This window comes from Burkholderia sp. FL-7-2-10-S1-D7 (assembly GCF_001524185.1).
GTDB lineage: Bacteria > Pseudomonadota > Gammaproteobacteria > Burkholderiales > Burkholderiaceae > Burkholderia > Burkholderia diffusa.
Map to the genome: position 1 here is coordinate 404,178 of NZ_LOWY01000100.1, position 13,020 is coordinate 417,197.

A 13,020-nucleotide genomic window follows, 5' to 3' on the forward strand; every position below is an offset into this window, starting at 1 on the left:
CAACGACGTGACGTCGTGCGGATGCGCGTGCGGCGGTGCCGTTCAGCGCGTCGCGATCGCCACCGCCGCACCGGCCATCGCCGTTGCGCTCGTGCGGTTCGCGATCCGCTTCGCGCGTGCCGACGTGAGGAACGCACGCGCACGCGAAGCGAGCAGCGACCAGAAGCAGTCGGCCAGGATCAGGACCGCGAGCATCGTGCCGACGAGCTCAGTCCACGCGAGGACACCGACATGCGTCAGGTCGACGATCGTCGGCAACAGTGCGAGATAGAAAAGCATGATCTTCGGATTGCCGAGCGTGACCAGCGTGCCCGCGACGAACATGCGCCACGGCGACTGGCCGCGCGGCAGGTCGCCGGCCTTCGTGTCGGTCGGCGCGGTCCACATCTTCCACGCGAGAAACAGCAGGTACGCGACACCGAGCAGCTTCAGCACGAGCAGGCCCGTCGCGAACGTGCGCGCGAACGCGGACAGCCCGGCAACCGCCAGCGTGAGCCACAGCGCCTCGCCGATCCACATCGCGGCGAGGAACGGCAGCACGTCTCGCACGCCGTTCGTCAGCACGCGCGCGACGAGCGCGGCGACGCTCGGGCCGGGCGTGCCGGCGGTGACGAGCAGGGCGATGGCGAACACGGCGAGTGCGGACAGCGTCATGACGGACCTCGTGGGCAGGGCGTTCGAAACGTATGAACTTTCGATTATAGTGACGGCCGTTCCCGTCTGCCTACCTCGTCGTGATGACAGTATCGATCCGGATTCGTCCCGCCACGCGGGAAGACGCGGCCGCGATGGCCGCCGTGGAAGTGGCCGCCGCCCAGCGCTTTCGCGACATCGGCATGGCCGACATCGCCGAAGGCGAGCCGACCGATGCGGCCGACCTGCGGATGCGCATCGACGACGGTCGCGCGTATGTCGCGACGGACGAAGCGGGGACGTGTGTGGGCTTTGCGTTCTACAGGCTGCTCGATGCGCGGCGGCTTTATCTGGAGGAGCTGGATGTCGCGCCGTCGCACGCGGGACAGCGGATCGGCGCTCGCCTGATCGAACGGATCATGACGCGCGCCGCGCAAGACGGCATCGCACAGGTCGTGCTGTCGACGTTCCGCGACGCGCCATGGAATGCGCCGTACTACGCGCGCCTCGGCTTCGACATCATCGACGACGCATCGCTCGACGACACGCTGCGCGCGATTCGTGCGCATCACGTGGCACGCGGGCTCGACGAGACGCAGCGCGTGTTCATGCGCGCTCACGTGCGCGCATGAACGCGTCGCCGGCCGTCAGGCCGCGTCGCTGAGCGCCGGGTAGTCGGTGTAGCCCGTTTCGCCTTCGGCGTAGAACGTCTCCGGCACCGGCTTGTTCAGCGGTGCGCCGAGTTCGAGGCGGCGCGGCAGGTCCGGGTTCGCGATGAACAGCTTGCCCCACGCGATCGCGTCGGCGTGACCGCTCGCGAGCGTTTCCTGCGCCGATTCGAACGTGAATTGCTCGTTCGCGATCAGCGGGCCGCCGAACGCCTCCTTCAGACGCGGGCTCAGGTGGTCGCCCGAATACGATTCACGCGTGAAGATGAACGCGATCTTGCGGCGGCCGAGTTCGCGCGCGACGTAACCGAACGTCGCGGCCGGGTCGGAATCGCCCATCGTATGCGCGTCGCCGCGCGGCGCGAGATGCACGCCGACACGGCCCGCACCCCACACGTCGATCGCCGCGTCGACCACTTCGAGCAGCAGGCGCGCGCGGTTCTCGATCGGGCCGCCGTACGCGTCGGTGCGGTGGTTGGTGCTGTCCTGCAGGAACTGGTCGAGCAGGTAGCCGTTCGCGCCGTGGATCTCGACGCCGTCGAAGCCGGCCTTCTTCGCGTTTTCGGCGCCCTTGCGGTACGCGGCGACGATGCCCGGAATTTCATCGAGTTCGAGCGCGCGCGGCGTCACGAACGGTCGCGGCGGCCGCACGAGGCTCACGTGACCGCCGGCGGCGATCGGGCTCGGCGCGACCGGCAGGTCGCCGTTCAAAAACACCGGGTCCGAAATCCGGCCGACGTGCCAGAGCTGCAGCACGATGCGGCCGCCGGCCGCGTGCACGGCCTGCGTCACGCGCTTCCAGCCTTCCACCTGCTCGTCGGACCAGATGCCCGGCGTGTCCGCGTAGCCGACGCCCTGCGGCGTGACCGAGGTTGCTTCGCTGATGATGAGGCCGGCCGACGCACGCTCGGCGTAATAGCGGGCCATCAGGTCGTTGGGCACGCGCGCGCTGCCTGCGCGGGCACGGGTGAGCGGCGCCATCACGACGCGGTTCGGCAGGGTCAGGTCGCCGAGGGTAACGGGATCGAACAGAGTGGGCATGGCAGATAACCTTTTCAGAAAGGCGGGATTACCGCCGCGTCGTGCGCGGCGTGCGGCCCGCATGGCCTGGGTCAGAGTTCACGGCGCAGGGCGTCGAGAAATGCATCGATGACGGCCTCGTTGCGCCGGAAGAACGCCCACTGGCCGATCCGCGTCGACGTCACGAGCCCCGCGCGCTGCAGCGTCGCGAGGTGCGCGGAGACGGTCGACTGCGACAGCCCGCAGCGCGCGTCGATCTGCCCGGCACAGACGCCGTGGTCATACGGCAGCGTTTGCTCCGGGAAATGCGCGCCCGGCGTTTTCAGCCAGACGAGGATTTCCCGGCGCACGGGGTTCGAAAGCGCTTTCAGGATCGCGTCGATGTCGAGTTCGGTCGGCATGGAAGGGTGTGGTGTTTGGGGCGTTCGTCCGGAAAACCGGTGCAAAAAGGTATCGTCGATTGGCGAATCATATATCGGAAAAATACGATGCGCATGAAGGCACTGATCGAAGTGGGGTTGTTCATCGGTCGGCGCATCAGCGAGTCACGCGCCCCCATATTGCGCAAATAGCCAGCGGCGCATGGCCCCGAGCGCTTCCGAATGGGCATTGGCCTGCGGAAAGACGACATAAAACCCGAGCGACATCGGAAACGAAAAATCGAACACGCGGCGCAGCCGGCCTTCCGCGATATCGCGTTCGACGAGCGGCTCGCTGGTCAGCGCGATGCCTTGACCCGCGACGGCGGCGTCGATGGCGAGCAGCGACTGGCTGAACCGCGGCCCTTTCGTGGGATCGGTCTGCCCCTTTCCGCCGAGCTTCTCGATGAACTCCGGCCACAGGTCGTGCGCGTCGTGCAACAGTGCATGCTTCGACAAGTCCGCGGGTGTGCGGAGCGGCGGGCCGCTTTTGAGCAGTTTCGGGCTGGCGACGGCGAAGATGTCGAGCGGAAACAGCAATTCCGCGACCAGGCCGGGCGGGAACGCGGGCTTGCCGAGCCGGATCGCGATGTCGACGCCGTCGGCCCGGAACGACGCAAGGCGCTCGTCGGCGATGACGCGAACCTCGATGTCGGGATGCAGGCGGCCGAAGTCTGACAGGCGCGGGATCAGCCACTTCGACGCGAACGACGGCGTCGTGCTGACCGTCAGGACCATGGGACGCTGGCCCAGTGCGTCCGTGGCATCGGCGATTATCTGCAGCGCGCGCTGGACCGACGAAAAGTACTCGAGCCCTTCGCGCGTCAGCGCCAGCCCCCTGGGCAGCCGCCGGAACAGTTGAATCTTCACGACGTCCTCCAGATGCCTGACCTGCTGCGCCACCGCGCCCTGGGTCACGCCGAGTTCGTCGGCGGCCAGCCGGAAGTTGAGGTGGCGCGCGGCGGCCTCGAACGCGCGAAGCGCATTGAGCGGCGGGAAGCGACGGGTACGCGACAGAGCCTTCATGCAGTAGAAAATCTACAGTGTGTGTGGAGAAATCATCGTTCGACAACGCGATTATAGAGTCCTAGAGTGGCGCTTCAGGACGATGATCGCGGCGTTGAGCCGACCTATTCGGGAGAACAGCATGACTGTAGAGAAAGTGGCATTGGTGACGGCGGCGGGCAAGGGCATGGGCGCCGCGATCGCGCGGGATCTTGCGAGCAACGGTTATCGCGTCGCGCTGATGTCGCCGTCCGGCAGCGCGGTCGAGCTTGCCGGCGAACTCGGCGGTTTCGGTATGGCGGGGTCCGTCACCGAGGACGCCGACATCGAGCGTTTCGTGAGCGGGACGCTCGCGAAGTACGGTCGCATCGACGCGGTCGTCAACAACACCGGGCATCCGCCGAAGGGCGACCTGCTCGCCATCGAGGACGACAAGTGGCACGAAGGGCTCGACCTGATCGTGCTCAACGTCGTTCGCGTGCTGCGCCGGGTGACGCCCGTGTTCCTGAAGCAGGGCGGCGGCGCGGTGGTCAACATTTCGAGCTTCGCGGCCGACGCGCCCGAGCAGGCGATGCCCGTGTCGTCCGCGCTGCGCGCGGCGCTGAGCTCGGTCACGCGCCTGTACGCCGATCGGTATGCGAAGGACAACATCCGCATCAATTCGGTGCTGCCCGGCTTCATCGACAGCTGGCCGGAGACGCCCGAGATCGTCGCCCGCATTCCGGCCGGCCGCTTCGGCAGGACGCAGGAGATCGCGCAGACGGTGACGTTCCTGCTGTCGGAAGGCGCCGGCTACATCACCGGGCAGAACATTCGCGTCGACGGCGGCATCGTGCGCGCGCTGTAAGCGGAAGGCGGGGCGCGACGCACGCGGCATCAGTCGTGCTGCTCGCCGCTCCGGTTTTCTTCCGGACTCCACACGCTGAGCCCCTCCGTCGGGTCCATCGGCAGATCCCAGGGCCGCGCGGCGATCGCCTGCATCGCCGCGTCGAATCCGGCCTGCCGGCGGGCCGCGATGCCGGCGGGTGTGAAATCGATGTCCTTCCACTGATCGTCGCCGTCGAGCCGGGGCGCCGCGAGCTTGATCACGTGCATCGTGGTCTGGCAGCCCCACGCGGCGAGTGCTTTCACCTCGGCCGACGTGCGCTCCGCCTCCGGCAGCCGCATGACCAGTTCCCGGATCACGTGGCGCAGCCGGTGAATCTGCTGCTGCCGCGCGATGTTGCTGTCCGTGCGGCTCGCGTACTGGATGTCCTTCTGTCGCTCCGACACCTGCCAGATGCTTTGCGGCTCCGGCCCGACCGGATTCCACATCTGCACCGAGAAGATGATCGAGCTGCGACGCGGCGCGTCGTCCAGCACGACCTCGACCGGCGTATTCGAGTAGATGCCGCCGTCCCAGTAGGGCGTGCCTTCGACACGCACGGCCGGGAACGCGGGCGGCAGCGCGCCCGAGCTCATCACATGATCGATGCCGAGCGGCCGGTCGCGCGAATCGAAATAACGCATCGCGCCCGTGCACGCGTTGACCGCGCCGACGGTCAATCGTGGGCGGCCCGCGTTCAGCAGGTCGAGATCGACGAGCGACGCGAGCGTGTCGCGCAGCGGCTCGACCACGTAGTAAGACGCGCGCTCGACGCCGACCCGCGCCAGCGGCCCGAGCCATGCGGCGGGATTCGGCCGGAAGAATCCCGGCAGGCCCGCGCCGATGACCGCGAGTTCCGAGCCGATCTTGTCCCAGCTCGTCGGGAAGCCCGGCACATTCACGGTGGGTCGTTCGGTGACGTGTCGCCAGAATTCGGCCATCCGTTGCGCGCGCTGTCCGGGCGCGTTGCCGGCGATCAGCGCCGCGTTGATCGCGCCGATCGACGTGCCGATGACCCAGTCGGGCTGAATGCCCGCCGCCTCCATCGCCTCGAATACGCCGAGCTGGTAGGCACCCAGCGCGCCGCCGCCCTGGAGCACGAGCACGACCTGGCCCGGCAGTTTCGGATGTGCGGGTTGACTTGCCGTCATCGCTTGCCTCGTGTTCGGTGACGGCCGGCGGGCGCCGGCCGGATGGAACCAGTGTAGGCGATCGTCGGGCAGCGTCCGCGGCGCCGGATGGTCGCGGGGCCTTGCGGCGCGCCGCGTCATTCCACGGTGATGGTCTCCTTCATGTACGGATGAATCCCGCAGAACACCTTGTAGACCCCCGGCTTGTCGAAACGGAACGAGTAGGTCTCGTCCTGGTCGAGCGCTTTCGAGTGGAAGATGCCCGCGTCGTTGACGACGGTATGCGGCTCCGCGTCGAGGTTTTTCCACGTGACCGTCGTGCCGGCCTTGATCGTGGTCGACATCGGCGAAAACATGAAATTGTGGATCGTCACGAGCGGGCCGGCCGGGGCCTGCGCGAACGCGGCGAGCGGCGTGCCGACGGCGGCCGCGCTCAGGATCAGCGCGGCCGCCAGCGTCGAGGGCTTCAGGGAGGTCATGTCGGTCTCCTTGTGTATCGGCATCAGGCCAGCGTCGTGTCGTGCAGCGACGCAGCGACGGGATGGCCGGCGAAGTCGACGGTCGTCACGCCGAGCATCGCGGGCAGCCGGTCGCGCGGCACCGTGAGCGGCACCGGGCCGGGGCCGTTGCCGGCGGTCGGTTGCGGGAACGCGGTGGAGCGCGCGGTGTGGAACGTCACGTTGCCCTCGACCTTCGACACGATCTGGTGGATGTGCCCGTTCAGCACGGTGACCGAGCCGAAGCGGCGCAGCAGCGCCATCGTCTGCGGCGCGTCGCCGGTGCCCCAGCCCCACGGCTCGTAGATGGTCCACATTGGCATGTGCGAGAACACGACGATCGGCGTGCTCGATGATTGCCCCTTCAGATCCTGCGCGAGCCACGCGAGCTGTTCGTCGCCGAAGCTGCCGAGCCCGTTGGGCTTGAAATGCATCACGTTGACGAGTGCGACGAAGTGCACGCCCGCGTGATCGAAGCTGTAGTAGCCACGGTTGTCGGAAGCCTTGCCGAACCGGCTGAAATATTCGGCGCCCGAGCCGTCGGTCACGTCGTGTTCGCCGGGCACCGTGTGCAACTCGGGCACGCGCAGCGCGGACAGCAGTTGCGACGCGTGGTCGAACTCTTCCGCCTTGGACAGGTGCGTGATGTCGCCGGTATGGATCGCGAGCGCGGGCGCGGCAGGCATCCCGTTCACCAGATCGATCGTCTGCCGCAGCGTGGCCGCGACGTCGGGATTCGCGTCCTTGTTGAAGCCGATGTGCGTGTCGCTGATCTGCACGAACAGCGGCCGGCCCGCATTCGCGGGGAGTGCGGCGCCGCTTTGCGCGAGCGCGAGATCGAACGGTGTCAGGATGCCGCCCGACAGCGTAAACAGCGTGCCGAGGCCGCCGAACGCCATGCATTGCAGGGCCTTGCGGCGCGACGGGCGGGTGGGAGTCGATGAAGACATGTAAGCCTCGCATTCGTATGACGGAACCGGACGGCCGGATCGTCCTGGAATTAGCCGGCGCCTTCGCATTCCATACCGATGCGGCGACGGATTTATTCCCGCTTCTTTGCGAGGCCTGACGCGGCCGTTCGATGCTTGCGGAGCGCTGATGGATGGCCCGTCAATGTCCTGTAAGTGACACGTCACGTTTGCGTCATGTTTGCCCGATAGCCTGCGACACCGAATCATCTATCCGGAGCCCCTCATGCCGAATCCTGCGGCAACGGAAACCAGCGGTGCGGGCGGTCGAGGCACCCGCACCATCAGTCTCGCGTTGTTCTTTCCGATCGTTGCCTGCGGCATCGTCCACGTCGGCGCTCACCTGAGCGCGGATCCCGGTCTGGTCAAGGAAAGTTCGGTCCTCCCGATCGTGCTGCTCTTCGTCGCGCAGTCGGCGGCACTGTACTGGGCGCTCCACGAGCGGTTCTGAGCCGCGCCGGCCGATGCCATACCCGGCCGCGCGGCGCGCGGCCGGTCCCATCGATTTTCAATTCGACCAAGACGCTACCGATGGATATCCGTTTCTTCGATCCGAATCGCACCGCCAACGCGTCCGCGTGGCGCGTGCTCCCCAACCGCTGGGATGCGGTCGCGTTTCCGCTGATCATCGGCATACTCGCGATGGCGATCGTCGGCTTTCACGAGACGATGGCGCCGATCACGACCCTGCAGACGCAGAAGATCTCGCTCGATCCGTCGAACCTGCCCGAATACGCATTGCGCACCACGCTGCGGATGCTCGCCGCGATGGTCGCGTCGCTCGCGTTCACGCTGATCTACGGCACGCTTGCCGCGAAAAGCCGCCGCGCGGGCATGGTGCTGATTCCGATCCTCGACATCCTGCAGTCGGTGCCGGTGCTCGGCTATATCTCGTTTACGGTGACGTTCTTCCTCGCGCTGTTCCCGGGCCGCGTGCTCGGCGCCGAGCTCGCGGCGATCTTCGCGATCTTCACGAGCCAGGCGTGGAACATGACGTTCAGCTTCTACCAGTCGCTGCGCACGGTGCCGCGCGACCTGAGCGAAGTGTCGCGCGGCTTCCACCTGACGTCGTGGCAGCGCTTCTGGAAGCTCGAGGTGCCGTTCTCGATGCCGGGGCTGATCTGGAACATGATGATGTCGATGTCGGGCGGCTGGTTCTTCGTCGTCGCGTCGGAGGCCATCACCGTCGGCAACCAGACCATCACGCTGCCGGGGATCGGCGCATATCTCGCGCAAGCCATCTCGGACAAGAACATCGGCGCGGTCGGCTGGGTAATCGTTGCGATGTCGGTCGTGATCCTGGCCTATGACCAGTTCCTGTTCCGCCCGCTCGTCGCATGGGCCGACAAGTTCCGGATGGAGAACACCGCGTCGGGCGACGCGCCGCAATCCTGGCTGCTCGACATGATGCGCCGCACGCACCTGATTCATCAACTGCTCGTGCCGGCCGGCTGGCTGCTGTCGCAGGCCGCGCGGATTCCGTTGCGCGTGCCGGCGTTCGGCGGTAACGGCGCGCGTGGCGCAGCGGGCCATCGCTCGTCGCGCATCGGCGACATCGTGTGGGGCGCATTCGTGATCGTGCTGACCGCGTACGTCGCGTGGCGCGTCGTCAACTTCGTCGCGACCGGCGTGACGATGAGCGAGGTCGGCCACGTGCTGATGCTCGGGCTGATCACGCTGCTGCGCGTGCTCGTGCTGATCGCGATCGCGTCGGTGATCTGGGTGCCGCTCGGCGTGCTGATCGGGCTGCGCCCCGCGCTGGCCGAGAAGATCCAGCCGCTCGCGCAATTCCTTGCCGCGTTCCCGGCGAACCTGCTGTTTCCGGTGTTCGTGATCGTGATCGTCCACTTCCATCTGAACGCGGACATCTGGCTGTCGCCGCTGATCGTGCTCGGCACGCAGTGGTACATCCTGTTCAACGTGATCGCGGGCGCGATGTCCTATCCGAACGACTACAAGGAAGCGACGAAGAATTTCCGCATCCGCGGCTGGCAGTGGTGGCGGCAGGCGATGCTGCCCGGCATCTTCCCGTATTACGTGACCGGTGCGATCACCGCGTCGGGCGGCGCGTGGAACGCGAGCATCGTGTCCGAGTTCGTGCAGTGGGGCGACACGAAGGTCGTCGCGCACGGCCTCGGCGCATATATCGCGCAGACCACCGCCGCCGGCGACTTTCCGAAGATCATTCTGGGCATCGCCGTGATGTCCCTGTTCGTTACCCTGTTCAACCGCCTGCTGTGGCGTCCGATGTACGCCTATGCGGAATCCCGGCTCCGTCTCGATTGAGAGTAAGCGCGATGCAAAATTCGACCATAATCAACGCCCCGGCCCAGACGTCCCAGCCGCTTCAGCCGCCGCGCCTCGGGGAGCAAATCCTGCGCGTGGATCACGTCTGCCGCGGCTTCAACAAGACGCAGGGCGAACTGCTCGTGCTCGACGACGCGAACCTGTCGCTGCGCGAAGGCGAGATCGTCGGGTTGCTCGGCCGCTCCGGCTCGGGCAAGTCCACGCTGCTGCGGATCATCGCGGGGCTGATCGAGCCGACCGGTGGTGAAGTGACCTACCTCGGCAAGCCGCTGACCGGCCCGGCCGAAGGCGTCGCGATGGTGTTCCAGACCTTCGCGCTGTTTCCGTGGCTCACCGTGCTGCAGAACGTGGAAGCCGGGCTGGAAGCGCTCGGCGTCGGCGCACGCGAGCGGCGCGAACGCGCGCTCGCCGCGATCGACCTGATCGGTCTCGACGGCTTCGAGAACGCCTACCCGCGTGAGTTGTCGGGCGGCATGCGTCAGCGCGTGGGTTTCGCGCGCGCGCTCGTGGTCGACCCGACGATCCTGCTGATGGACGAGCCGTTCTCGGCACTCGACGTGCTGACGGCCGAAACGCTGCGTACCGACCTGCTCGACCTGTGGACGCAAGGCCGGATGCCGATCAAGTCGGTGCTGATCGTCACGCACAACATCGAGGAAGCGGTGTTCATGTGCGACCGGATTCTCGTGCTGTCGTCGAACCCGGGGCGCGTGATCGCCGAGATCAAGGTGCCGTTCAAGCATCCGCGCAACCGGCTGGATCCCGATTTCCGCAAGCTCGTCGACGACATCTACGCGAAGATGACCGCCCGCCAGACCGGCGAGGCGACGAAGAAGGGGCTCGAGCTCGGCAGCTGGATGCCGCGCGTGTCGACCAACCTGATGGCCGGCCTGATCGAGACGCTCGCGATGGCGCCGTATCACGGTCGCGCCGACATGCCCGAAATCGCGCGCACGCTGCATCTGGAAGTGGACGAACTGTTTCCGATCGCCGAAGTGCTGCAGTACCTCGGTTTTGCGGACGTGCGCGAAGGCGACGTGTTCCTGACGCCGCCAGCGCGCGTGTTCGCGGAATTCGGCACGCAGGAACGCAAGCTGATGTTCGCGGATCACCTGCTGAAGCACGTGCCGCTCGCCGCGCGGATCAGGAAGGTGCTGAACGAGCGCCCCGGCCATCGCGCGCCGCGTGTGCGCTTCGAGCAGGAGCTGGAGGATTTCCTGTCGGATGACGCGGCGGAGGAAACCCTCGACGCGGTGATCGACTGGGGGCGTTACGGCGAAGTCTTCTCGTACAACGACAAGACCGAGGTGTTCAGTCTCGAGGATGTGGAGAGCTGAGATCCGTCGACGGGTAAGGCGGCCCTGGCTTTGATTTGAACCAGTTCCAGACATCGAAGCCAGCAACGGCTGCTTCGTACGATGCGCCTGAGCGAATCGCTCAGGCGCATGCGTCCGCGTATTCGCTGCCGAAGGGCCCAAGGGAAAATACGTCCGGCCCGACAGCACTTCAACGACCTGTTAGCGCGGGCGGCGGTGTAGGCGATGGCGGGAACAACCATGCGACGCATGGCTCGACGCGCGGGAAGAATGCCGGTGGCGGCCAGCCGCTCTACGTGAGCGAGAGCGATAGCAGCAGCGCGACCGCATGCCGCGCATCTCGACGCGGAACCGGAGCGCCAGAACCGCGATCCGGCGCATGGCGCCGGCCGGGCGACGTCCGTTCAAGTCTCAGCCGCGTCGTCGATGCGCGCGGCAAGCACCATCGCGGCGGCGTTGCCCGGCGCCGAGCCGAGCAGTTGCGGCGCATAGACGCTGTCGCCGATCTCGATCGGCTGCCCCGACAGCGCGCACACACCGCGCTTGCGCGTGGTGAACAGCCGCCACTTCTGATAACCGTAGTGCCCGGTGCATGCGTCGCGCCACGAAATCATCACGGTGTCGGCCGTGGGCCGCTCGAGCACGCTGATCGTCGGCTTGCTCGTCGCGTCCCACGACGGCAGCCGGTCGCGCGTGACGCTGCGCCGCCGCGGCACGCCCCACGAGACGGATGGCATGTCGAAGCTGCCGATCGCGGCGACGGTCACGAGCCAGGGCGCTAAACGGTTGTTCATGTCAGTTTTCCTCGAAACGTTGCGCGACACCGCCATACGCGGCATCACGACAGGCGGATGCGCGGCTGCGCGCAGCCGTTGATCCGTTCGGCGATCCACAGCAGGGTCGCCTTGGAGAAGCCGTGCAGCGCCTGCTGGTGCCGCCGGTAGAGCATCAGGTGGCTGAACTGCGCGAAGCGCCCCTGAATGAAGCCGCCGCGAAAGAACCCGAACTGCCCGAGCGTGCCGAACGCGTCGTAGTCGCTGATCGACACGAGCGAGCCGAAATCGTGGAATGCGAACGGCGGAATCGGCGTGCCGTCGAGCCAGGCGGGCAGGTGCTTCGCGAGATGCTCGGCCTGCTGCGTCGCGACCTGCGCGGTCGGCGGCAGCGGCCGTTCGTGGCCGTCGAGCAAGAGGCTCGCGCAATCGCCGATCGCGAACACGTGCTCGTCGCCCGTGGCCTGCAGCGTGGGGCCGACGACGATCTGGTTCGCGCGGTTCGTGTCGAGGCCGCCGAGCGCCTGCATGAAATCGGGCGCCTTCACGCCGGCCGCCCAGACCATCAGGTCCGCTTCGGCAAACGAACCGTCGCCGTAGTGGAAGCCGTTCGCGTCGGCCGACGTGACGCGGGTCGACGTCAGCACGTGAAAGCCGATCTGTTCGAGCCGCCGCTGCGCCGACGCGGAAATCCTCGGCGGAAACGCGGCGAGGATGCGTGGGCCGCTTTCGAGCAGCGTGAGCTGCAGCCGCTCGCGCACCGTCGCGTCGCCATACGCCTGCGCCACTTCCAGCAAGCGGCTCAGCTCCGCCGCGAGTTCCACGCCGGTCGCGCCCGCGCCGACGATCGCGACGCGGAACGGCTCGTCGCGCGCGATGCTGCGAAAGACGCGCATCCGCAACGCTTCGTTGAAGGTCTCGGCCTGCTGCTGGCTGTCGATGAAGTAGCAGTGCTCGCGCACGCCCGGTACGCCGAAATCGTTGGCCTGGCTGCCGAGCGCGAGGATCAGCACGTCGTATTCGAGTTCGCGTGCCTCGAGCACGAGTTCGCCGTCCTGCGAGCGGATCTCGCCGAGCTGCACACGGCGGCGTGCGCGATCGAGCCCCTTCAGTTCGCCGGGCTGGTACGTGTAGCCGTGGTCGCGTGCATGGGCGAGGAAGATCACCTGTTGCTGCTGGACATCGCGCGTACCGGCCGCGATCGTGTGCAGCATCGGCTTCCAGATGTGCGTCGGACTGCGGTCGACAACCGTGACTTGCGCCCGCCCGGACCGGCCGAGGCGCTCGCCCAGACGGGTCGCGAGCTGCAGCCCGGCGATTCCGCCGCCGACGATGACGATGCGTGTAGGGGTTGTCATGGATAAATCATCACGTGATGAATAAGGTATGATCCTAGCGCTTCCCGGCTTCGCGTGTCAA

The 13,020-nt window shown here is 66.9% G+C and carries 14 protein-coding genes; 5 read left to right on the forward strand and 9 right to left on the reverse strand.

Annotated elements, in window-relative coordinates:
• Positions 1-42 precede the first annotated feature (42 nt).
• The gene (locus WS75_RS29955) at positions 43-654 is read right to left on the reverse strand and encodes a LysE family translocator (protein WP_059686100.1); all 612 of its coding nucleotides are present in this window, start codon (positions 652-654) and stop codon (positions 43-45) included.
• Positions 655-737: 83 nt separating this feature from the next.
• Here WS75_RS29955 and WS75_RS29960 point away from each other — a divergent pair, with 83 nt between their 5' ends.
• Positions 738-1,265 (forward strand): GNAT family N-acetyltransferase, encoded by a 528-nt coding sequence (locus WS75_RS29960; RefSeq protein WP_059686102.1) that lies wholly within the window; start codon positions 738-740, stop codon positions 1,263-1,265.
• 15 nt (positions 1,266-1,280) lie between these two features.
• Here WS75_RS29960 and WS75_RS29965 read toward each other — a convergent pair whose 3' ends face one another.
• The 3 genes from WS75_RS29965 to gcvA form a co-directional block, all read right to left on the reverse strand.
• Entirely contained in the window at positions 1,281-2,342 is a 1,062-nt protein-coding gene (locus tag WS75_RS29965) for an alkene reductase (RefSeq protein ID WP_059686104.1), read from the reverse strand.
• Positions 2,343-2,413: 71 nt separating this feature from the next.
• Complete coding sequence (locus tag WS75_RS29970; protein WP_059449595.1) at positions 2,414-2,722, reverse strand: ArsR/SmtB family transcription factor; 309 nt, start codon at positions 2,720-2,722, stop codon at positions 2,414-2,416.
• Between the two features lie 144 nt (positions 2,723-2,866).
• The gene (gene gcvA / locus WS75_RS29975; protein ID WP_059686107.1) at positions 2,867-3,766 is read right to left on the reverse strand and encodes a transcriptional regulator GcvA; all 900 of its coding nucleotides are present in this window, start codon (positions 3,764-3,766) and stop codon (positions 2,867-2,869) included.
• Between the two features lie 121 nt (positions 3,767-3,887).
• On the opposite strand from gcvA, the gene WS75_RS29980 reads away from it, so the two are divergent.
• Positions 3,888-4,592 (forward strand): SDR family oxidoreductase, encoded by a 705-nt coding sequence (locus WS75_RS29980; RefSeq protein WP_059686110.1) that lies wholly within the window; start codon positions 3,888-3,890, stop codon positions 4,590-4,592.
• A 29-nt stretch (positions 4,593-4,621) separates the two neighbouring features.
• On the opposite strand, the gene WS75_RS29985 is transcribed toward WS75_RS29980, so the two are convergent.
• The 3 genes from WS75_RS29985 to WS75_RS29995 all read right to left on the reverse strand — a co-directional run bounded on the left by WS75_RS29985 (position 4,622) and on the right by WS75_RS29995 (position 7,187).
• The gene (locus tag WS75_RS29985) at positions 4,622-5,761 is read right to left on the reverse strand and encodes a patatin-like phospholipase family protein (protein WP_059686414.1); all 1,140 of its coding nucleotides are present in this window, start codon (positions 5,759-5,761) and stop codon (positions 4,622-4,624) included.
• Positions 5,762-5,877: 116 nt separating this feature from the next.
• On the reverse strand, positions 5,878-6,219 hold the full coding sequence (locus WS75_RS29990; protein WP_059686416.1) for a cupredoxin domain-containing protein: 342 nt from the start codon (positions 6,217-6,219) through the stop codon (positions 5,878-5,880).
• 23 nt (positions 6,220-6,242) lie between these two features.
• Positions 6,243-7,187, reverse strand: coding sequence for a metallophosphoesterase family protein (locus WS75_RS29995; RefSeq protein WP_059686111.1), 945 nt, complete (start codon positions 7,185-7,187; stop codon positions 6,243-6,245).
• A 244-nt stretch (positions 7,188-7,431) separates the two neighbouring features.
• On the opposite strand from WS75_RS29995, the gene WS75_RS30000 reads away from it, so the two are divergent.
• The 3 genes from WS75_RS30000 (at position 7,432) to WS75_RS30010 (ending at position 10,849) form a co-directional block, all read left to right on the forward strand.
• Positions 7,432-7,656: a hypothetical protein gene (locus tag WS75_RS30000; protein WP_059686113.1), complete on the forward strand. Its 225-nt coding sequence runs from the start codon at positions 7,432-7,434 to the stop codon at positions 7,654-7,656.
• An 80-nt stretch (positions 7,657-7,736) separates the two neighbouring features.
• A complete protein-coding gene (locus WS75_RS30005; protein ID WP_059686115.1) occupies positions 7,737-9,491 on the forward strand; it encodes an ABC transporter permease in 1,755 nt (584 codons plus the stop codon).
• Positions 9,492-9,502: 11 nt separating this feature from the next.
• Positions 9,503-10,849, forward strand: coding sequence for an ABC transporter ATP-binding protein (locus WS75_RS30010; RefSeq protein ID WP_059686117.1), 1,347 nt, complete (start codon positions 9,503-9,505; stop codon positions 10,847-10,849).
• A gap of 383 nt (positions 10,850-11,232) precedes the next feature.
• Here the strand turns inward: WS75_RS30010 and WS75_RS30015 are convergent, their stop codons facing one another.
• Positions 11,233-11,622 (reverse strand): DUF3331 domain-containing protein, encoded by a 390-nt coding sequence (locus tag WS75_RS30015; protein WP_059686119.1) that lies wholly within the window; start codon positions 11,620-11,622, stop codon positions 11,233-11,235.
• A gap of 44 nt (positions 11,623-11,666) precedes the next feature.
• Positions 11,667-12,959: an NAD(P)/FAD-dependent oxidoreductase gene (locus WS75_RS30020; protein ID WP_059686120.1), complete on the reverse strand. Its 1,293-nt coding sequence runs from the start codon at positions 12,957-12,959 to the stop codon at positions 11,667-11,669.
• Positions 12,960-13,020: the final 61 nt, after the last annotated feature.